The 19,971-nt window shown below is 65.0% G+C and carries 15 protein-coding genes; 6 read left to right on the top strand and 9 right to left on the bottom strand.

Features of this window, described 5'->3' with window-relative positions:
- Window positions 1-33 precede the first annotated feature (33 nt).
- Window positions 34-1,377, top strand: coding sequence for a (Fe-S)-binding protein (locus tag JJT62_RS02970; protein ID WP_202071176.1), 1,344 nt, complete (start codon window positions 34-36; stop codon window positions 1,375-1,377).
- Between the two features lie 154 nt (window positions 1,378-1,531).
- Here the strand turns inward: JJT62_RS02970 and ligA are convergent, their stop codons facing one another.
- From ligA to JJT62_RS02955, 3 genes are all read right to left on the bottom strand, one after another.
- Window positions 1,532-3,652 (bottom strand): NAD-dependent DNA ligase LigA, encoded by a 2,121-nt coding sequence (ligA, locus tag JJT62_RS02965; protein WP_202071175.1) that lies wholly within the window; start codon window positions 3,650-3,652, stop codon window positions 1,532-1,534.
- Between the two features lie 361 nt (window positions 3,653-4,013).
- Window positions 4,014-4,610 (bottom strand): 2-hydroxychromene-2-carboxylate isomerase, encoded by a 597-nt coding sequence (locus JJT62_RS02960; RefSeq protein WP_202071174.1) that lies wholly within the window; start codon window positions 4,608-4,610, stop codon window positions 4,014-4,016.
- 14 nt (window positions 4,611-4,624) lie between these two features.
- Entirely contained in the window at window positions 4,625-7,495 is a 2,871-nt protein-coding gene (locus JJT62_RS02955) for an EAL domain-containing protein (protein WP_202071173.1), read from the bottom strand.
- A gap of 430 nt (window positions 7,496-7,925) precedes the next feature.
- Between JJT62_RS02955 and ptsP the strand changes: the two genes are divergently transcribed.
- The 3 genes from ptsP to JJT62_RS02940 all read left to right on the top strand — a co-directional run bounded on the left by ptsP (window position 7,926) and on the right by JJT62_RS02940 (window position 12,027).
- A complete protein-coding gene (gene ptsP / locus JJT62_RS02950) occupies window positions 7,926-10,190 on the top strand; it encodes a phosphoenolpyruvate--protein phosphotransferase (protein WP_202071172.1) in 2,265 nt (754 codons plus the stop codon).
- A 53-nt stretch (window positions 10,191-10,243) separates the two neighbouring features.
- Window positions 10,244-11,314 (top strand): peptide chain release factor 1, encoded by a 1,071-nt coding sequence (gene prfA, locus JJT62_RS02945; protein ID WP_202071171.1) that lies wholly within the window; start codon window positions 10,244-10,246, stop codon window positions 11,312-11,314.
- 446 nt (window positions 11,315-11,760) lie between these two features.
- Window positions 11,761-12,027, top strand: coding sequence for a hypothetical protein (locus tag JJT62_RS02940; protein ID WP_202071170.1), 267 nt, complete (start codon window positions 11,761-11,763; stop codon window positions 12,025-12,027).
- A gap of 57 nt (window positions 12,028-12,084) precedes the next feature.
- Here the strand turns inward: JJT62_RS02940 and JJT62_RS02935 are convergent, their stop codons facing one another.
- The 3 genes from JJT62_RS02935 to JJT62_RS02925 all read right to left on the bottom strand — a co-directional run bounded on the left by JJT62_RS02935 (window position 12,085) and on the right by JJT62_RS02925 (window position 15,890).
- Window positions 12,085-12,399: a cellulose-binding protein gene (locus JJT62_RS02935; RefSeq protein WP_202071169.1), complete on the bottom strand. Its 315-nt coding sequence runs from the start codon at window positions 12,397-12,399 to the stop codon at window positions 12,085-12,087.
- A gap of 106 nt (window positions 12,400-12,505) precedes the next feature.
- On the bottom strand, window positions 12,506-14,098 hold the full coding sequence (gene purH / locus JJT62_RS02930) for a bifunctional phosphoribosylaminoimidazolecarboxamide formyltransferase/IMP cyclohydrolase (RefSeq protein WP_202071168.1): 1,593 nt from the start codon (window positions 14,096-14,098) through the stop codon (window positions 12,506-12,508).
- A 136-nt stretch (window positions 14,099-14,234) separates the two neighbouring features.
- Window positions 14,235-15,890: a heparinase II/III family protein gene (locus tag JJT62_RS02925; protein ID WP_246744661.1), complete on the bottom strand. Its 1,656-nt coding sequence runs from the start codon at window positions 15,888-15,890 to the stop codon at window positions 14,235-14,237.
- A gap of 458 nt (window positions 15,891-16,348) precedes the next feature.
- Here JJT62_RS02925 and JJT62_RS02920 point away from each other — a divergent pair, with 458 nt between their 5' ends.
- Window positions 16,349-16,882: a gamma carbonic anhydrase family protein gene (locus JJT62_RS02920; RefSeq protein WP_202071166.1), complete on the top strand. Its 534-nt coding sequence runs from the start codon at window positions 16,349-16,351 to the stop codon at window positions 16,880-16,882.
- 3 nt (window positions 16,883-16,885) lie between these two features.
- On the opposite strand, the gene JJT62_RS02915 is transcribed toward JJT62_RS02920, so the two are convergent.
- A complete protein-coding gene (locus tag JJT62_RS02915; RefSeq protein WP_202071165.1) occupies window positions 16,886-17,509 on the bottom strand; it encodes a transglutaminase-like cysteine peptidase in 624 nt (207 codons plus the stop codon).
- Between the two features lie 185 nt (window positions 17,510-17,694).
- Here JJT62_RS02915 and JJT62_RS02910 point away from each other — a divergent pair, with 185 nt between their 5' ends.
- Entirely contained in the window at window positions 17,695-17,976 is a 282-nt protein-coding gene (locus JJT62_RS02910) for a hypothetical protein (RefSeq protein ID WP_202071164.1), read from the top strand.
- Window positions 17,977-17,980: 4 nt separating this feature from the next.
- On the opposite strand, the gene JJT62_RS02905 is transcribed toward JJT62_RS02910, so the two are convergent.
- On the bottom strand, window positions 17,981-18,610 hold the full coding sequence (locus tag JJT62_RS02905; RefSeq protein ID WP_202071163.1) for a transglutaminase-like cysteine peptidase: 630 nt from the start codon (window positions 18,608-18,610) through the stop codon (window positions 17,981-17,983).
- Window positions 18,611-19,003: 393 nt separating this feature from the next.
- Window positions 19,004-19,822 (bottom strand): MipA/OmpV family protein, encoded by an 819-nt coding sequence (locus tag JJT62_RS02900; protein ID WP_246744660.1) that lies wholly within the window; start codon window positions 19,820-19,822, stop codon window positions 19,004-19,006.
- Window positions 19,823-19,971 lie beyond the last annotated feature (149 nt).

Below are 19,971 nucleotides of genomic sequence, written 5' to 3'. Positions count from 1 at the left end.
ATTTTGCTTTTCCCCGCCGGAAATGGACCCGGCATGAAAACCTTTCTCGATTGGTCGGCTTACGACACCTACGGCATTGGCGACGCCTATTCGGGCATTCCGGCCACGGGCGGCAATTACGCCAAGGCTGTCGCTGTGTGCATGCACAGCCGCGATTGTCAGAAAGCCGGCAAGGGCGTTATGTGCCCGAGCTACCGCATCACCGGCGACCCAAAGCATTCCACCGAAGCGCGCGTCGCGGCCTTCAAGGCCGCCCTCAACGACCCCGCCAACGCGCGCGCCTTCGCCGATCCGCGCCTCGCTGAGGCGATGGATCTGTGCGTCTCCTGCAAGGCCTGCAAAAAGGAATGTCCCAGCGCCGTCGATATGACGCTGATCAAGACGGAATATCTCGCCCAGCGTCATGCGATCACCGGGGTTCCGATACGCACGCGGCTCTTCGGCGGCGTGCCAGAATGGACCGGCCGGCATCGCGCTGTGCTGGGCCTCGCGATTCGCCTGCGAAATCGTTTCTCGGCGCTCGCCAAATTTGCGGAAAGACGGCTCGGTATTACGGCGCGCCGCCCGCTTCCGGAGCTGGCGGCGAAACCCTTCGCTCCCGCCAAAGAGGCAAGCGCTGGTGCGCGCGGCGACGTCATTCTCTTCGTCGACACTTTCTGCCACCACTTCGACCCCGAGATCGCCGAGGCCGCCGTCGCCGTCCTGGAACGCGCCGGCTACAGCGTGCGCTTCGCCAAGCCCGCGCCAACTGACGCCGAGCCGAACCGGCCGCTCTGTTGCGGGCGCACCTATCTCACGACCGGCATGGCGGATAAGGCGAAGGGTGAAGCTAGCCGCGTTCTCGCCGCCTTCCGCGACGCCATCGCGGCCAAGACGCCGATCATCGGGCTGGAGCCGTCCTGCCTTCTGTCGTTACGCGACGAGCTTTACAGCCTCGGGCTCGGCCCCGAGGTCGGCGACCTGGGCAAGCAGCTTTTCCTCTTCGAGGAGTTTCTGGCGCGCGAGCATCAAAACAACGGCCTGCGCCTGGAGCTGAAACCGCTGAATTTGCCCAAGGCGCTGCTGCACGGCCATTGCCACCAGAAGGCCTTCGGCGTGATGAAGGCGACGCGCAAGGTCCTGAGCTGGATACCGGGCTTTTCCTTTGAGGTGATCGATTCGAGCTGCTGCGGAATGGCGGGCAGCTTTGGCCTGGAGGCCGAGCATTACGAGGCCTCGATGGCGATGGCCGAGCAATCCCTGCTGCCGGCGGTGCGCGCCTCCGCGGAAGACACGCCGCTGATCGCCAACGGCTTCTCCTGCCGCCATCAGATCGAGCACGGCAGCGGCCGAAAGGCGCGGCACATTGCGCTGCTGCTGCGCGACGCGCTGGCGTGAGGCCCGTCCACGATCGGGCGGGATGTCATTCCCGACGCTTCGCGTCAGCGAAGTGATCGGGAATCCAGGGCAGAAATAGCGGGCGTTGCCCTGGATTCCCGATCGGGCCTCCGGCCCGTCGGGAATGACAGCCCCCATGGCGAGCAGCCGGCGCCTACTCCTGCCCCGTCCGCTTGAACCACTCGTCTTCCGTAATCACCTCGATCCCGAGTTCCTGCGCCTTGGCGAGCTTCGAGCCGGCGCCGGGGCCCGCCACCACGAGGTCGGTTTTCTTGGACACGGACGCCGCGACCTTCGCGCCGAAGCGCTCGGCCTGCGCCTTCGCCTCGTCGCGGGTGAGGCGCTCCAGCGAACCGGTGAAGACGACCGTCTTGCCGGCGACGGGCGAAGATGACGCGACCTCGGGCATCGGCTCGATCGTCACCTGCTCCAGCAGCGCGTCGAGTTCCTTCTCATTGTGCGGCTCTGCGAAGAAGTCGTGCAGAGCTTCGGAGACCACCGGGCCGATTCCGTCGATGCAATCGATGCGGGCGCGCGCCTCCGTGCCCGGCACGGCGTCGCGCGCCGTCTCGCGCAGGGTCTCGAAGTCGCCGAAGTGTCTCGCGAGGCGGCGCGCATTGGTCTCGCCCACATGGCGGATGCCCAGCGCATAAAGGAATCGATTGATCGCGATGACCCGCCGCGCCTCGATTGCCGCGAAGAGATTGCGCACCGAGGTCTCGCCGAAGCCTTCGCGATTCTTGATCCTCGTGAGGCTCTTTCGATCGCGCTCTTCGAGCGTGAAAATATCCGAGGGCGTTTTGATGAGGCCTTCGGCGAAGAAATATTCGATCTGCTTGTCGCCGAGCCCTTCGATGTCAAAGGCGTTGCGCGAGGCGAAATGCTTCAGCCGTTCGACCGCCTGCGCCGGGCAGACGAGCGAGCCCGTGCAGCGGCGCACGACATCCGCCTCGCCGGTCTTTTCGTCGATCTCGCGCAGCGCCGCCGAGCCGCAACGCGGGCAGACCTGCGGGAATTCGTAAGGCTTCGCGCCATGGGGGCGCTTTTCCGGGATGACCTCCACGATCTGCGGGATGACGTCGCCGGCGCGCTGCACGACGACCGTGTCGCCGATACGGATGTCCTTGCGGGCGATCTCGTCTTCGTTATGGAGCGTCGCGTTCGACACGACGACGCCGCCGACCGTCACCGGCTCCAGCCGCGCGACCGGCGTGAGCGCGCCGGTGCGGCCCACATTTATCTCGATGTCGCGCAGAATCGTCGTGGCGCGCTCGGCGGGGAATTTATGCGCCACCGCCCAGCGCGGCGCGCGCGAGACGAAGCCGAGCCGCTCCTGAAGCGCAATGTCGTCGACCTTGTAAACCACGCCATCAATGTCATAGCCGAGCGTCGCGCGATCGGCTTCGATCGCGTGATAATGCGCCACCATCTCCTCGACGCTTTCGCAGAGTCTGGTGCGCGGATTGATCTTCAGCCCATAGGCGTCGAAGGCTTGCAGCACGCCCCATTGCGTTCTGGCCGGCAAAGCGCTCACCTCGCCCCAGCCGTAAGCGAAGAAATGCAGCGGCCGTTCGGCGGTGATCCGCGAATCGAGCTGGCGCAGCGAGCCCGCCGCCGCATTGCGCGGATTGGCGAAGATCTGCTTGCCCGCCGCTGTCTGGCGCTCGTTCAGCGCCGCAAAGGCGGCATGGGTCATGTAGACCTCGCCGCGCACCTCCAGCACTTCCGGCGCGCCGTCATGCAGGCGCTGCGGCACTTCCTTCAATGTGCGGATATTGGCGGTGACGTCCTCGCCCTCATAGCCGTCGCCGCGCGTCGCCGCCTGCACCAGATGGCCGCGCTCGTAACGTAGCGAGCAGGAGAGGCCGTCGATTTTCGGCTCCGCTGTGCAGGCGATGGGCGACGTCTCGGAGAGGCCGAGAAAGCGGCGCACGCGCGCGATGAAGTCGCGGACTTCCTCATCCGAGAACACATTGCCGAGCGAGAGCATCGGCACGGCGTGTTTCACTTTCGCAAATTTTTCGCTCGGCTTGGCGCCGACTTTTTTTGTCAGCGACTCCTCTGATACGAGTTCGGGAAAGGCTTTTTCCAGCGCTTCGTAGCGGCGGCGGGCCACGTCATAGTCGGCGTCGGGAACGAGCGGCGCGTCTTCCTGATAATAAGCGCGATCATAGCGGGCGATGTCTTCGCCGAGGCTCGCATGTTCGGCGCGCGCCTGCGCGAGCGACAGCTCTTCGACGGGCAGGGAATGCGTGGCGGCGGACTTTTTCGTCATATCGCAAAGGTGGCCTACAGCCGTCATTGCGAGGAGGCGAAGGCGACGAAGCAATCTAGAGCAGCGGGCGCGGCTCTGGATTGCTTCGCTTCGCTCGCAATGACGGGAGAATACGAAGCGGCGCAACCTACCGCGTTCGGGGCGGCGGCGCGAGGGGCTCGCCGCGAGAGCAAAGCAACGCCGTTAGCCACAAATACCTCCCCTTTACGGGGAGGTCGGCGGCCGAAGGCCGCCGGGTGGGGTTCAAGCCGCAATGACTCTGGTGGGGCTTTACCCCACCCGACCCCGCTTACGCGGGGCCACCCTCCCCGTAAAGGGGAGGGATGAGCTCACGCCCGGCGTTTCGCCCGCTGCTGCCTCTTCATGGCGCCGCGGCCATCTCCAACGCCTGATCCAAGCGGTCGCCGCCCCAAAACAGCTCATCCTTCACGAAGAAGCTCGGCGCGCCGAAAACGCCGCGGCGGATGGCTTCGTCGGTGTTCGCCCTCAGCCGGACCTTTATGTCGTCGTCAGTCCCACGCCGAAGCAGTTCTTCCGCGTCGAGGGAAAGCTCGCTCAGGATTTCTTCGAGGACAGACGGCTCGGCTATGTCGCGGTCCAACGCGAAATTTGCGTGATAAACCGCCCGAGCGAAGGGGGCCAGACGATCCGTCCCTTCGAGAGCGGCCGCCACGCGCGCGGCCAGAAGACCACTGCGCGGGAACACGCTCGGCGGTCGCCAGGCGATCCCCTTTCTCTCGCAGAGCCGCTCCATGTCGCGCCACATATAGGCGCCCTTGGCGGGATAGAGATTAAAAGGCGAGTCCGACCAGCCCTGGCCGGCAAAAATCGGCCCGAGCAGGAACGGCCGCCAAACGACGTCGACGTCGACGGCCTTGGCTTTTTCCTCGATTTCCTCCGCCGCGAGGTAGGAATAAGTGCTCGCGAATTCGAACCAGAATTCCAGTCTGCGCGCCACGGGCCTCTCCGAAGTTACGCCGCCTCCGGCGCCGCGCCCACGAGACGGCGGGCTTCCTGCGCGCTGATCGGGCGACCAAAAGCGTAGCCCTGCGCATAGCCGCAGCCGAGCTGATAAAGCTCGATCGCGTCGGCCTCTGTCTCCGCGCCCTCGGCGACGACGTCCATGCCAAGATCATGCGCCAAAGCGACGATCGAGCGCAGGATGACGGGCCGCGCGCCCTTGCCGCTCTGTTTCACGAAGGAGCGGTCGATCTTGATCGTATCGAAGGGAAAGCGCTGCAGATAAGAGAGCGACGAATAGCCCGTGCCGAAATCGTCGAGCGATAGACCGGCGCCAAGCTCCTTGATGCGCGCCAGCATTTGCGCGGCGTATTCGGGGTTCTCCATCACCAGGCTTTCGGTGAGCTCCAGCTTGAGGCTCCCCTTCACAATGTCGTGATGCATCAGCACGCTTTTGACGTCGCGCAAGAGATCGTGACGCAGAAGCTGGCGCGAGGAGACATTCACCGAAGCAAAGATCGGCGGATCGACCGCGAGCGCGCGTTGCCAGGCGGCAAGCTCGCGCGCCGTGCGCTCCAAGGCGAGCAGGCCCATGTCGATAATCAGGCCCGTCTGCTCGGCGATCGGGATGAACTGGCCGGGCTCCAGGCGGCCGAGGCGCGGATGGTCCCAGCGCAGCAGCGCCTCGAAACCGGCGATGGTGCGGTCTTCCAGCCGCACGATCGGCTGGAAGAAGACCTTCACCTCGCCGCGCTCCAAGGCGCGGCGCATATCGGCCTCGAGCGTCAGGCGGTCGGAGCGCTGCGCGCGCATGGAGGGACGGAAGACCTCGATGCGATTGCCGCCGGTGCGCTTGGCGTGGCGCATGGCGATCTCGGCGTCCTCCAGCATGTCGTCGGCGCCGGGGTGGATCTGCTGGTCATAGAGCGCGATGCCGATGGAGGCGAACAGCGCGATCTCGCGATCCGTGAAACGCACCGGCGTCGCGAGCGAGCGGCGCACCGAGTCCGCGAGGGTGATCACATGGTCGGCGTGCGTCTCGGAGGCCAGGATGATCGCGAAGGCGTCGCCATGCAGCCGCGCCAGCGTGTCCTGCGGCTGCAGCAGGCGCGTCAGGCGATGCGCGACGGTGAGCAGGATGCTGTCGCCCATGGCGATGCCGACCTGCTCGTTGATCTGCTTGAAGCGGTCGATGTCGATGACGAGCACCGTCGGCCGCACGTCCTTCTCCATGCGCGCAAACACCAGCGCCGCTTCGAGACGGTCGAAGAACAGCTCGCGATTGGGCAGGCCGGTCAGATTATCGTGCACAGCGTCGTGCAGCAGACGCTCCTGGGCGTTGCGCTCGTCGGTGACGTCGGTCAGCGTGCCGACGACGCGAATAACTTCGCCGTCCGGCCCGACAACGGGCCGCGCCCGCAGTCGATAGGCGAGATAATGGCCGTCGGCGCCGCGCAGGCGGAACTCCTGATTGATGCGGCCCCGGCGTTGTTCCAGCAGCGCATCGAGGCAGGCGCGGTAGCGGTCCTGCTCGAAGGGATGCAGAAGGTCGAGCCAGGAGGAGGCGGCTCCCTCCAGACCGCCGCGGTCGAGGCCAAGCGCGGCCTCCGCCTCGGGGCTGACGTAAATGTGGTCGGACGGCACGTCCCAGTCGAAGACGATTTCATTGGCGCCGGTCATCGCCAGCGCCTTGCGCTCGACGTCGCTGATCGCGCCATGGGAGAGTCCGCCTGTCGCAAAGGCGTTTTGCATCACCGTGAAACCGATGAGCATGACGATGAGCACGAGGCCGCCGACAAGCGCGGGCGACACCAGATCGTTCGTCATCCAGCCAGCAACCGCGAAGCCCGCCGTCGCCACCCAGACGACGAGCAGGAACCAGGTGGGAATCAGCATGATCGCGCGGTCGAAACCATGCGAGGCGAGGTAAAGCACCAGCACGAAGCCGACGACGGCGACCGTCGCCAGGGAAATGCGCGCGACGCCCGCCGCGACGGGAGCGTCGAAAACGGCGAGCCCGGCGAGATCGAGCAGAATCAGCAGCCACAGCGCCGCGACATGCCAGGCGCGCACATGCCAGCGATTGAGATTGAGATAGGCGAACAGAAAGACGACCAGGGTCGCCGACAGCACGGTCTCGGCGCCGGCGCGCCAGATGCGGTCGGCATTGGCGTCGGAGCCGAAAATCTTGTCCCAGAAGCCGAAGTCGATGCAGACATAGGCCAGCACCGCCCAGGCGAGCGCCGCCGCCGCCGGGAAGATGACAGCGCCCTTCACCACGAAGACGATGGTGAGGAAAAGCGCAAGCAGGCCGGCGATGCCGATGACGATGCCCTTGTAGAGCGTCAGGCTCGTCACCTTGTCCTTATAGGCGTCGGGCTCCCACAAATAGAGCTGCGGCAGGTTGGGCGTGCGCAGCTCCGCGACATAAGTGACGGTCGTGCCCGGATCGAGCGTCAGGCGGAAGACGTCAGCGTCGGCGGACTCTTCGGCCTCGGGCGGGAAGCCCTGGCTTGCGGTGATCGCGGAAATGCGCGTCGAGCCGAGATCGGGCCAGATGACGCCGGAGCCCTGCAGGCGAAAGTGCGGCGCAACAATCAGCCGCTCGATCTGCTCGTCCGTGTCATTGGTGAGGGCGAAGACGATCCAGTTGGGGCGGCTGCCGGCCTCCCTGGCGCCGACTTCGATGCGGCGCACAATGCCATCCGAGCCCGGCGCGGTGGAAACTTGCAGGCGGTCGCTTTGCGAGTAATGCTTTTCCACCACATGAGTGAGATCGATCGCCCGCGCCCCCTGCGGCACGCGCACCGATTCGACTGAAAACGCGGCGGTCGTCGAGACCAGAAACCCAAAGAGGGCGATCAGAATCGTTTGAAGACGCACATTCTTTTCTCGGCTGTGGAGCCTGTCGCTCGAAGGGGCGGTTCGCTATTCCTGGATCGCGGCCATGGCGAGACGATTGCGCGGCCGAAACTTGCAACGCGCCGCCATCCCGCCTACTGGAAGCCAGAATATCGGACGCAACGCCACTCCGTCCCGGGCGAAGCCGGCGCCGCGCCGGGCGGCTTTCGAAACGAAAAGCCCGCAAAATCAGTAGAGCCTTCGGCTCTCATCCGCAAGTCGATTCAAGCTTGCCGAAAATGCGGTATGGTCTTTGCGAGGGAAATTCGGCTGCGCTTGCGGACGGCGGAAGCCGTAATATACGCTCGAGGATGTCAGCAGCGCGGCGCGCGCGGATTTCCGACAAAGGTGAACGGCAGTTTTTCGCGACGCCCCGGCCGCGGGCGGCGCGCTGTGGATAGGAATGGAACGGATGCGTAGCGCCCTTGGCGGCCCCCGCCTTTTGCTGCGCCGGCTGCGCGAGATCAGCGCGGAGCCGGTGAGCGCGCAGACGCGTCTCGATAAAATCGTTGTGCAGATTGCCGCGAATATGGTCGCCGAGGTGTGCTCGGTCTATGTGCTGCGGGCGGACCAGCGGCTGGAGCTCTACGCCACCGAAGGCTTGAACCGCGAGGCGGTCCACCAGACGACCATGCATGCCGGCGAAGGCCTCGTCGGCCTCATTGCCCGCAGCGCCGAGCCGCTCGCCCTCTCGGAGGCGCAAGACCACCCCGCCTTCGCCTATAAGCCGGAGACGGGCGAAGAAGCCTATCACTCTTTCCTCGGCGTGCCGATCCTGCGCGGCGGATCGACGCTCGGCGTCCTCGTCGTCCAGAACAAAGTCCGCCGGGTCTATTCCGAGGAGGAGGTCGAGGCGCTCCAGACGACGGCGATGCTGCTCGCGGAGCTCATCGCCTCGGGCGAGCTGCAGGCGATCCAGGACCCGCGCGACCTCGCGCTCTACCGGCCGGCCTCGCTGCGCGGCGCGCCCATGTGCGAGGGCGTCGGGCTCGGCCATGTGCTGCTGCACGAGCCGCGCGTCGTCGTGAAGCAGCTCGTCGCCGAAGATCTGTCGCGCGAATTGAGCCGGCTGGAGCAGGCGGTCGACGCCATGCGCGCCTCGATCGACGAGCTCGTCGCCCATGGCGACCGCATGGGCGCCGGCGAGCACCGGGACGTGCTGGAGACCGTCCGCATGGTCGCCTATGACCAAGGCTGGGTGCGCCGCCTGCGCGAGGCGGTGAAATCCGGCTTGACGGCGGAAGCGGCGGTCGAGCGCGTGCAAAACGACGCGCGCGCCCGCATGCAGCGCCAGACCGACCCCTATCTGCGCGACCGGCTGCACGATCTCGACGACATCGCCAACCGCCTGCTGCACCAGTTGACCGGCCAGGGCTATGTGGCCGACCGGGAGAGCGTGCCCGAAAACGCCATTATCGTCGCCCGCACCATGGGGCCGGCGGCGCTGCTCGACTACGACGGGGCGCGGCTGCGCGGCCTCGTGCTGGAGGAAGGCGGGCCGACGAGCCATGTCGCCATCGTGGCGCGCGCGCTCGGCGTCGCGACCGTCGGTCTCGTGCGGGGCGTCATCGACCTCGTCGAGACGGGCGATCCCATCATCATCGACGGCTCGACCGGCGAGGTGCATGTGCGTCCGCAGCCCGACGTGCAGAACGCCTACGCCGAAAAGGCGCGGCTGCGCGCCCGGCGTCAGGAGCAATACGCCAAGCTGCGCGACGTGCCGGCGATCAGCAAGGACGGCGTCGAGATCGCGCTGCATATGAACGCTGGCCTCGCCATCGACGTGCCGCATGTGCACGACACGGGCGCGCAATCGATCGGGCTGTTCCGCACGGAGTTGCAATTCATGCTCGCCTCGCGCTTTCCGCGCATGGACGAGCAGTATCGCTTCTACAAAGGCGTGCTCGACGCCGTGCCGAACCGTCCGGTGACGTTCCGCACGCTCGACATCGGCTCCGACAAGATCCTTCCCTATATGGCGACGATCGAAGAGGAGAATCCGGCGCTCGGCTGGCGCGCCATCCGCATCGGCCTCGATCGGCCGGGCCTTTTGCGTATGCAGCTTCGCGCCATGCTGAAGGCCGGCGCGGGGCGTGAATTGCGCATCATGTTCCCGATGATCGCGAATGTTTCGGAATTCGAGGCGGCGAAAGCCATTGCGCTGCGCGAGCTGGCGCATTTGCGCCGCCACCGCTATCCAGAGCCCCTCACGCTCAAGCTCGGCGCCATGGTGGAAGTGCCGTCGCTCCTCTGGGAGCTCGATCTCATCGCCGCGCGCGCGGATTTTCTCTCGGTCGGCTCCAACGACCTCGTGCAGTATATGTACGCCGCCGACCGCGACAATACGCGCGTCTCCAAGCGTTACGACAATCTCTCGACGCCGGTGCTGCGTGCGCTGGAGCGCGTCGCCGACGCCGGACGGCGCGCCAGAACGCCGGTGACGCTGTGCGGCGAGATGGGCGGACGCCCGCTCGAGGCGCTAGCATTAATCGCCATCGGCTATCGCTCGCTGTCCATGGCGCCGGCGGCTATCGGCCCGGTAAAATCGATGATCCTCAACCTCGATATCGACGAGGCGCAGGTCTTTCTCGCGACCTTGCTGGCTTCGGACGACGGCGCGCCTTCCGTGCGCGAGAAGCTGCGCGAATATGCCGTCGCGCGCGGCGTGCCTCTGTAGCGGCGCGCGCCCGGCCTCTTCCCGACGATTTCCCTCTCGCTCTGAAATTCTCGATGTTCGCACAAGACAAGCTCGACCTCATTCTGCGCCGCTATGAGGAAATCGGCGAAAAGCTCTCCAGCGGCGCCGACGGCCAGGCCTTTGTCGCGCTCTCGCGCGAGCGCGCGACGCTCGACGAGGTGGTCGAGGCGATCCGCGCCTATCGCGCCGCCGAGCGCGAGGCGAATGATCTTGTGGCCATGCTCGCGGACGCGTCGCTCGATCCGGAGATGCGCGCGCTCGCCGAGGCGGAAGTGGACGAGGCGCGCGAGCGGCTCGCAGCCGCCGAGCAAACGCTGCAATTCGCCTTGCTGCCGAAAGACGAAGCCGACGAAAAGGGCGTCATTCTCGAAGTGCGCGCCGGCACGGGCGGCGACGAGGCCGCGCTTTTCGCTGGCGATCTCTTCCGCGCCTATCAGAAATACGCTGCGCTGAAAGGCTGGCGCGTCGATCTGATTTCCGAGAGCCCCGGCGCGCTCGGCGGCTTCAAGGAAATCGTCGCCGAGATCACGGGCCGCGGCGTCTATGGCAGGCTGAAATTCGAATCCGGCGTGCACCGTGTGCAGCGCGTGCCGGAAACGGAAACGCAGGGCCGCATTCACACCTCGGCCGCGACGGTCGCCGTGCTGCCGCAGGCGGAGGAAGTCGATCTCGACATCGACGAGAAGGATTTGCAGATCGACACGATGCGTGCGCAAGGCGCCGGCGGCCAGCACGTCAACAAGACGGAATCCGCCATTCGCATCACGCATATTCCGTCCGGCATCGTCGTGATGATGCAGGAGGAGCGTTCGCAGCACCGCAACAGGGCGAAGGCGATGAACGTGCTGCGCTCGCGCCTCTACGACGCCGAGCGGCAGCGGCTCGATAAGGAACGCTCGGACGACCGCAAGGCGCAAGTCGGCTCAGGCGACCGCTCGGAACGCATCCGCACCTATAATTTTCCGCAAGGCCGCGTCACCGACCATCGCATCAATCTGACGCTGTATAAGCTCGATCGGGTGATGGAAGGCGAGTTCGACGAGATCTTCGACGCGCTGACGACGGACCATCAGCAAAAGCTGCTGGCGCAAAGCGAGGCGTGACGTCCCGGACCGCGAGCCTTCAGGCTCGCTCAGACCGCTGACAAAGGGCTGGCGCCCTTTCCGTTTGAACCGCTCGCTCAGCGCCCGTCATTGCGAGTGAAGCGAAGCAATCCAGGGCAGCGATGCGGCCCTGGATTGCTTCGTCGGCTCCGCCTCCTCGCAATGACGGCGGGGATTCGCAGGCTTCTCAGCATCAGGGGCTTCTGCCACTTAAACCAAACACTTAGGCCTCATCCTGAGGAGCGAGCGAAGCTCGCGTCTCGAAGGACGAGGCCGCCTCAGAGGTTTATTGACAAACTGTGCGAGCCTCGGGGCTCGCTCAACAATGCGAGCCTGAAGGCTCGCGGTCCGGCTGTCATGTGCGAGGACGCACGGCGCCCAGGCGTGACGCCGCCTAATCTCTCTTCATTCGCAGCGAGACTGCGAAAAACAAAGAGGAGAGCGTCATGTTCAAGTCGAAGAAATCCCTCGTCGCCGCGATCGCCGCCACCGTCGTCGCCGGCTCCATCGCCAGCGCTACGCCGGCCTCGGCCTATTACTGGCATCATCACCACGGCTATGGCTGGGGCCCCTATGCGGCGGGTGCGGCCGGCGCGGTTGCTCTTGGCCTCGTCGCCGGCGCGATTGCGGAGAGCGATAGCTGCTATTACGAGAGCCGCCCCGTCTATCGTCACGGCTATTTCGTCGGCTACCGTCAGGTTCCGGTGTGCTGAGCTCGGCGTATGACAAAACGAATAGGGCCGGCTCGGCGCCGGCCCAGTTTATTGCGATCACCAACCGTCGAAGATCGTGCCCATCTCGGTGAAGCGCGTCGGATCGTTCCTGCGAAAATCCTGTTGCTCGAGAAAATAATTGTCATTGGCATGCGCGTTCGGCTGCAGATTGCCGGTGGCCGGATCGCCTGCCCCATCGTTGAGCCAGTCCAGGTTCGACGTCAGCTCCTTAGGCAGCGGAATCGGAAAGTCGTCGCTCTCGGCGGCCGGCGGCGGCGCAGGCGCCCGCTTATGTGATTTCGCCAGCGCGTCCCCCGACAAGAACATGCTGGCCAAAGCAAAACAAAGTGACAGGGCGAAAGCGCGACGCATAGGCGAACTCCAAAAAAGATCTGCGGAGCGTCACCCTAGCGCGCGTCCCGCTCGCACGGAATTATGCGAGCGGCAGGAATTCACGCCATCCTTTACGGAATGACAACTAGTGCCGGAAGTGGCGCACGCCGGTGAAGACCATGGCGATGCCCTTCTCGTCGGCGGCGGCGATGACATCCTTGTCGTTGACCGAGCCGCCCGGCTGAATGGCCGCCGTCGCGCCCGCGGCCACCGCCGCGAGCAACCCGTCCGGGAACGGAAAGAAAGCGTCCGACGCGACGACCGCGCCTTTCGCCAGGCTCTCGGCGAGCCCGGCCGCCTGCGCCGCCTCGCCCGCCTTATGCGCGGCGATGCGCGAGCTGTCGACGCGCGACATCTGCCCCGCGCCAATGCCGACCGTGGCGAGATCGCGCGCATAGACGATGGCGTTGGACTTCACGTGCTTTACCACGCGATAGGCGAATTTCAGATTGGCAAGCTCCGCCTCGCTTGGCGCGCGCTTGGTGACGATCTTCAAATCCATGTCGTCGACGACGGCGTTGTCGCGCGACTGCGCGAGGAAGCCGCCGGCGACGCTGCGGAAGGCGAGGCCCCGCGCGCGGGGATCGGGCAATCCGCCCGTCAGCAGCAGCCGCAAATTCTTCTTTGCCGCGACGATCTCGATCGCCTCCTGCTCGGCGTCGGGGGCGATGATCACTTCGGTGAAAATCTTCACGATCTCGCGCGCCGCCTGCGCATCGAGCTTGCGGTTCAATGCGACAATGCCGCCATAGGCCGAGGTCGGATCGCAGCGCAGCGCCTTCACATAGGCCTCTTCGAGCGACGCGCCCTCCGCAACGCCGCAGGGATTGGCGTGCTTGACGATGACGACGGCGGCCGTGCGCGCGGGATCGAATTCCGCAACGCATTCGAAGGCGGCGTCGGTATCATTGATATTATTGTAGGAGAGCTTCTTGCCCTGCGCCTGTTTCGCGGTGGCGACGCCGGGCCGCGCCTCGCCCGTGACATAAAAGCCCGCCGATTGATGCGGGTTCTCGCCATAACGCATGGGCTCGGAGAGCTTGCCGCCGAAGGCGCGAACCGGCGGCGACGCCTCATCGAGTTCTTGCGCCAGCCAGTTGGAGATCGCCGCGTCATAGGCGGCCGTGCGGGCGAAGGCCTTTTGCGCCAGACGCCGGCGCGTGGCGCGGGTCGTCGCGCCTTGCGTCGCCTTCAACTCTTCCACCATGGCCGCGTAGTCGGCGGGATCGACGACAACGGCGACGTCGTCGTGATTCTTGGAGGCGGCGCGGATCATCGCCGGCCCGCCGATGTCGATATTCTCCACACATTCCTCGAAAGGCGCGCCTTTGGCGAGCGTCGCTTCGAAGGGATAGAGATTAACGACGAGCAGGTCTATCGGGCGGATGTCATGCGCAAGCATCGCCGCTTCGTGCTCGGGATTTTCGCGGATCGCGAGCAGCCCGCCATGCACCTTCGGATGCAGCGTCTTGAGGCGCCCGTCCATCATCTCGGGAAAATGCGTGAGGTCGGAAATATCCTTCACCGCAAGCCCGGCGTCGGCCAGCGCCTTGCGCGTGCCGCCGGTGGAGACAAGCTCGACCCCATGGCCGGCGAGGGCGCGCGCGAATTCGACAAGACCCGTCTTGTCCGAGACGGAGAGAAGCGCGCGCGCAACTTTACGCTGATCGACCGGCATGGGATGGATGTCCTTCCTGAAGGCAATTTACGCCGCGCTTATCACACATCCTCAGGTGGTGAAACCTTGGACCGCCCCCTCGGACCTCGAGCCTTCAGGCTCGCTCGCTGCGCGCCTGAAGGCGCGCGGTCCAGATTCAGGCTCGCTGGAAGGACCAGCTCACCTCCGCGCCGGGCGCGGCCTTTCCGCGCAGAACGATCTGGGCGCATTTGCGCACGCCGCCGGGCGAGGCGAAAAATATGCTTTCCTCGATCGCCGGAAAGGCGCCATCGGATTCGAAAATGAGCGTCTCGCCGCTGGCGAGCTGCAATTCGATCGCCTCCGAAAGCTCCACCGCGCGCACGCGCGGGTGGAGGTGAAAGCGGATCGCGAATTCCTGCTCTCCCGGCCCGGCGGCGCCGGCCTCGACGCCGAGCAGCCGGTCCCTGCCCGCCAGCGTCGATCCATCGGCCGAGAGGATCAGCTCGCGCTCGTGAATGAAGCCGAATGTTTTGGCGTAGCCGTCATGGGTGAGTGAAAGCGCCGTCGCCGCCTGCGCGTCGGTGCGCTCGACCGTGACATTGCGCGGCCCGTCGAACAGCCGGCCAGCGCGCCAGCGCCCGGAATCCTTGCTGGCGATGCGGGCGGAGGAGCGGTCGTCGACGACGAGGGTGGAATGGGCGGCGGTGGCGCGCGCCAAATCACGCAGATCCTCATGAGGCGCCGACGACGCGCCGCAATTCACCACGACTCTTTCCGTGCCTAAAGAATATTCAAAGGACAGGCAGCCCGCATGGGCGGCGAGCGAAAACTCGGGCGGCGGGGCGGCGCCGGCGTCGACCAGAACGACCGCATCCGCCGCTTCCAGCCGCTGATAGCCCGCATAGGGCGCCTTCAGCGGCGCCGCGCCGCGCGTGTCCTCATTGGCGAGCACGCTCGCAACGCGGTCGAGCTCCGTCGCCCCCATGCCGTTGAACAGCGCGAGCGAACCGTCGCCATGCTGCAACATGCGCAAGGTCGGCATCATGCGGTCTATTGCGCGCAGCATGGCGGGCGGCGTCTGCAGCCCGCGCGCCGCCAGCACCTGGCGCAGCGGCAGAAGATCGAGCAGCAGATCGACGGCGACCTGCGGATTGCGGCTGATATGGCCGCCGTCGCCCAAAATCTGCCGATCAAGCTCGGCGGAGAGGGCATGCGAGACTTGCGGCGCGATCTTGCGGCCGGTGTCGGCGCAGACGGCAAACTCGGCGAGCGCAATGGCGCTGAGCGCACGGTCGGCGCCCTGAGCCTGGCCGGTCGCCAGCGCGCGCCACAGCAGCCGCGCGCTTTGCGCGAGCGAGAGCATGAAGGCGTCGTAGAAATCCGCCTCCGCCCCCTCGAGCAGCACGGGTGACTGCGCCAAGAAGGAGAGAAGCCGGCGCGCCGCCACAGCGGGCTCCAGCGCCGGATCATCGGGGGAGAGCTTTTTGATCGCCAGGAATTCGCCGACGAGCGCGCGCGCTTTCTCCTGCGCCAGCGTCTTGTCGGCGGCGCGCAAATGCCTCAACCAGGAGAAACCCCCCAGCGCGCGGCGCCAGGCGGGCGACGGCGGCATCAGCGCGAAGGGCGATTCGCCGTAACTTTGCAGCGTCTTGCCGGCGAAGGAAAAATAGCCCGTGTAGATTTCATCGGCGACCGTCGGATCGGCCGTGCGAATGTCGGGCGGCGCGATGCGCAGCCGCTCGGGCGGCGCGATCGCCATCGACTTGACGATATGAAAGGGGGTCGCAGCGGTGCGCGCGACAGCGTTCGCCGCCGCCAAAACGCCAGCCATCCGCATCCGATCCCAAGAGCCGCCGTCCAGGTCGCATCCTCCAATTCGCCGGCGCGCCTGACATGGCGCGTAAGCTGACCGGCAAACTGCCCGCTCCACGGCTAAGAGAGAAGCGCGCGCAACGGTTTATACACTATTTTCCGAGACTCGGCCGGATGCATTTGCGCTTTCTCGCGCCAAGCCCGCGCCTCGTCATCGCGAGGAGCGTAAGCGACGAAGCAATCCAGGGCAGCTATCGCGGCTCTGGATTGCTTCGCTTCGCTCGCAATGACGGGCTCTGAGTAAAGCCAGTGTTTTTGTGGCTCTGGACTCCCGGTCGGGCTCGCAGCCCGCCGGGAATGACAATCCCCAACGCGGGCTATTCGCGCCAAAGCCATCAATTGTTGGCAGCCGCCGCTTTTCGCGCGCGACCGGAAATGGCAATGTCCGGCGCGCTCAAGCCTTGGAGGAGAAACTGAATGCCGCTTTACACGCTCGACGGCGTCGCGCCGCGCCTGCCCGCCGAGGGACGTTATTTCGTTGCGCCCGGCGCGCATCTCATCGGCCGCGTCGAGCTGCAGGAAGACGCCAATGTCTGGTTCAATTGCGTGCTGCGCGGCGACAATGAGTGGATCACCATCGGCGCCCGCACCAATATCCAGGACAACAGCATTCTCCACACCGATATGGGCTTTCCGCTGACGATCGGCGCCGACTGCACCATCGGCCACAATGTGGTCCTGCATGGCTGCACGATCGGCGAGGGCAGCCTCATCGGCATGGGCGCGACGATCCTCAATGGCGCCAAGATCGGGAAAAATTGCCTTGTCGGCGCCAATGCGCTGGTGACGGAGGGCAAGGAATTCCCGGATAATTCGCTGATCGTCGGCGCGCCCGCCAAGGTCATTCGGGTTCTCGACGGCGACTCGCGCGAGAAGCTGCTCGAGTCCGCCAAGCATTATGTGGAGAACGGCCAGCGCTTTGCGAAAGGGCTCGTCGAAATCGTCCCTTGAGCTTTACTTCGCCACATACATCGGCGCGCTCGTCGGCGCGCCGACCGCGACCCAGACGTTCTGATTTTCCTGCGACTGGCGCTTGACGAAGCGATAGGGCGTCTTCGCCCAGGGCGCGACATCGTCGGCGAGATTATCGAGCACGAAATCGCCGCGGCTGGTGCGGACCAAGAGCACCGAATGGCCGTCGCCATGCTCGTCCTTCACCACCGAAAGCAGCAACGCGCCGCGCGGAAATCCGGCGCGGATCAGCAGGCGGCGCTTCATCAGCGCATAATCTTCGCAGTCGCCTTTGCCATCCTCGGGATAATCCCAGGCGTCGGGAACGCCCGCGTGCTGGGGATCGGAAACCGGCTCGATCTGGTTATTCACCAGCGCATTGACGCTTTCGATCTTGCGGAAGGCGCCCGCCGTCAGCTCGATGTTCTGCGCCGGTCGGGCCGCGTCGTCGCATTCGCCGCTATAGCGCTGGCAGAAGTCGAACCATCCAAAGGGGACGCTCGTCTCCGGACCGAGCGGCGAAAAGCTCGACATCGGCAGACGGGCGCCGGCTTGCGCGGAGAGCGAGAAGCTCCACGCCACGAAGGCGAGAGCAAAACCCTGCAGGATGCGACGAGCGGCACACATCTTAACGCAACCCTAAGCGCCAATTGATCGTTAAGGAATTTTTAACAGTTACGGCGGCTTTGCCAAGATCGGCGTTAGGAAGACCTTAACTTATGGTTTACGCGCGCAAAGACCGGGCGCCGCCGCCAAATGGCGCAAGGGGGATTTGAGTGCTATCCATAGAGGCGCCCGAAAGGAGCCTTGCCATGCCCAAGCAATTTCAAAGCAGGCTATGCGCTTTGGCCATTCCCGCCTTGGCCTGCCTATGTGCAAGCGAGGCTGCGCGCGCCCAGCAGGCGATCAACCCAACCGTTCTGGCGCCCTCGTCGGAAAACGCCCTGCCTCACGGGACCATGGAGACGGCCCCGTCCAATGCGCGGGCGGACGGCCAGCCGACCATCGTGCGTCCGCACCCCGACGCGAAGTGGCAGACGGCGATTCCCGCCCACCGCCGCCATCGGCACGTCAAACCGTTCCGCGGCGAGTGACGCCTCACGGGCCGTTCGACACATAGGCCGGCGCGGCTGTCGGCGCGCCGATCGCGACCCAGATATTCGGGTCCTGCTGCGACTGACGCTTGACGAAACGATAGGGCGCCTTGGTCCAGGGCCGCACCTGATCGGTGAGATTGTCGAGAATATATTCGCCGTGATTCGTGCGGACGGTCAGCACCGAATGGCCGTCGCCGTTCTTCTCTTTGACGACGGTCAGAAGCAGCGCTCCCCTCGGGAATCCTTCCTCGATCAGCATGCGGCGCTTCAACAGCGCATAATCTTCGCAATCGCCCTTGCCGTCGGTCGGATAGTCCCAGGCGTCGATGACGCCCCAATGCTCGCTATCCGCGATGGGAGCGACGTGTTTGTTCACCCAGAGATTGATGCGGGTGATTTTGTTGAAGTTGGACGCGTTGAGGTCGATGTCCTGAGGGATTTGGTAATCGGCCTGGCATTCGCCGCGATAGCGCTGACAGAAATCGACCCAGCCGTAGGGGATGCTGGTCTCCGGGCCAAGCGTCGCGAAGCTCGACACATCCGGCCCGGCAAAGCTCGTCGCCGCGACAGGCATAAGCGCCGCCCCAGCCATTCCGAGCGCCAAGACCGATTTGCCGATAAACCCGAACATTTCCCGTCTCCTGTAACGAGACGAGAATAGGTTCCTTCCTTTGCTGTCCTTGAAAGTAAATCGCCCGCATTTTAGGCGAACACGTTTAGAATTACCCGCGCGGATGGTAAGTATAATTTACTGGAAATTGGACGCTTAAAATTCTCATGATCGCGCTACATCGCTGATTCAAAAGATAGATATCCAACACCCCTTCGCGTCGTCGCCCGATCGCGCCGCGACTTTCTCAACTTGTTGTTTGTCTCGGTAAATACGACGGCCGCCATCAGGTTAATAGGCGGGCGGGTGGACAAGCCTTAAGGCCGAGACGCGGCCGAAAAGAGGCCGGCACCGCCCGCGCTCATCCAGCGCACCCGGCAAGAGCACGATGAAATCAAGGAGATGCGCGCCCGATCACTGAAACGGGTTATGGACGATGAAGGAGTAGTTGACCGCCAGACCCGCGTTGAACTGGTTGCGCGAGCCGATCAAATTGGGGATGGGGCTGGAGCCGACGCTACCCAGCAACCGCTGGCCGCCGCCATAGATCGAGACGCTCACCTTATCGTTCAGCGTATAGCGGGCCGTCGCCATGCCGCCGGCTGCGGTGAAGCCGCCGGTCGCCGTATAGGGGGTGAGGCGCCCGTTCAGCAGCGCCTCGAAGGGCGTCACCGAGAAATAGGCGTTCGCATAGGCGTTGTCGCCGAAATTGAGCCGGGGCCCCACGGAGAAGCGGAAGGGGCCGATCGACTCATAGGCGTCCGCATAAAGCGCCGCCACAAAGCCCTTGTGCCCGTCGATTCCCTGCCGCATCTCGGCGCGCACGCGGAGATGATCGAAGGGGTGAAGCTCGACGAAGCCGCCCACCTCATGGGTCAAAGCGACGCGATGCAGACCGAAAAGCCCGTCGCGCTGGCCGCGCTGGAAGACGAAGTTTGCGACCGGACCGGCGCGCACATAATCCAGATCGAGGACGGGGAAGCCGAAGCCCTCGTCCGGCGTGGAGAAGGTCTCGGCCTCGCCGACCCGGCGCACGGCGACCGCCGGGAAGGGATAGGGGCGGACCTGGCCAGAGCCCGGAAAGCTCGGCGATATCGCGCCGATGACGCTCACCGTGACGATCCAGCCATTGGCGTCGGTCTTGGGCGGGGGAATCAGCTCGGCCGCGCCTGCGCCGCCGGACAAAGCGGCGACGGCGGCTGCGCCCCAAATTTTGACGACTCCGAATCGCAACGAAAACAGCCCTCACAACACGGTTCTTGATAGTTCTTTAACAACTCCCGGCCCCGCTTGTCACTCTCTGCCACGCTAAAGCGTCAGCATCTTGGCGAGCGTAGCCGTTGCGCAACACATTGACGGGCGGCCGTTCCGCGCGAACGATG

It is taken from the genome of Methylocystis sp. Sn-Cys (assembly GCF_016745395.1).
In the GTDB taxonomy this organism is placed as follows: domain Bacteria; phylum Pseudomonadota; class Alphaproteobacteria; order Rhizobiales; family Beijerinckiaceae; genus Methylocystis; species Methylocystis iwaonis.
Note: the sequence above shows the minus strand (reverse complement) of the source record. Positions and strands in the feature narration are given on the sequence as shown.

Excerpts from the sequence above, each read along its gene's own strand:
- JJT62_RS02970 (WP_202071176.1), top strand. The coding sequence starts at position 34 with ATGAAAACCTTTCTCGATTGGTCGGCTTACGACACCTACGGCATTGGC.
- ligA (WP_202071175.1), bottom strand. The coding sequence starts at position 3,652 with ATGACGAAAAAGTCCGCCGCCACGCATTCCCTGCCCGTCGAAGAGCTG.
- ptsP (WP_202071172.1), top strand. The coding sequence starts at position 7,926 with ATGCGTAGCGCCCTTGGCGGCCCCCGCCTTTTGCTGCGCCGGCTGCGC.
- prfA (WP_202071171.1), top strand. The coding sequence starts at position 10,244 with ATGTTCGCACAAGACAAGCTCGACCTCATTCTGCGCCGCTATGAGGAA.
- JJT62_RS02940 (WP_202071170.1), top strand. The coding sequence starts at position 11,761 with ATGTTCAAGTCGAAGAAATCCCTCGTCGCCGCGATCGCCGCCACCGTC.
- JJT62_RS02935 (WP_202071169.1), bottom strand. The coding sequence starts at position 12,399 with ATGCGTCGCGCTTTCGCCCTGTCACTTTGTTTTGCTTTGGCCAGCATG.
- purH (WP_202071168.1), bottom strand. The coding sequence starts at position 14,098 with ATGCCGGTCGATCAGCGTAAAGTTGCGCGCGCGCTTCTCTCCGTCTCG.
- JJT62_RS02925 (WP_246744661.1), bottom strand. The coding sequence starts at position 15,890 with ATGGCTGGCGTTTTGGCGGCGGCGAACGCTGTCGCGCGCACCGCTGCG.
- JJT62_RS02920 (WP_202071166.1), top strand. The coding sequence starts at position 16,349 with ATGCCGCTTTACACGCTCGACGGCGTCGCGCCGCGCCTGCCCGCCGAG.
- JJT62_RS02915 (WP_202071165.1), bottom strand. The coding sequence starts at position 17,509 with ATGTGTGCCGCTCGTCGCATCCTGCAGGGTTTTGCTCTCGCCTTCGTG.
- JJT62_RS02910 (WP_202071164.1), top strand. The coding sequence starts at position 17,695 with ATGCCCAAGCAATTTCAAAGCAGGCTATGCGCTTTGGCCATTCCCGCC.
- JJT62_RS02905 (WP_202071163.1), bottom strand. The coding sequence starts at position 18,610 with ATGTTCGGGTTTATCGGCAAATCGGTCTTGGCGCTCGGAATGGCTGGG.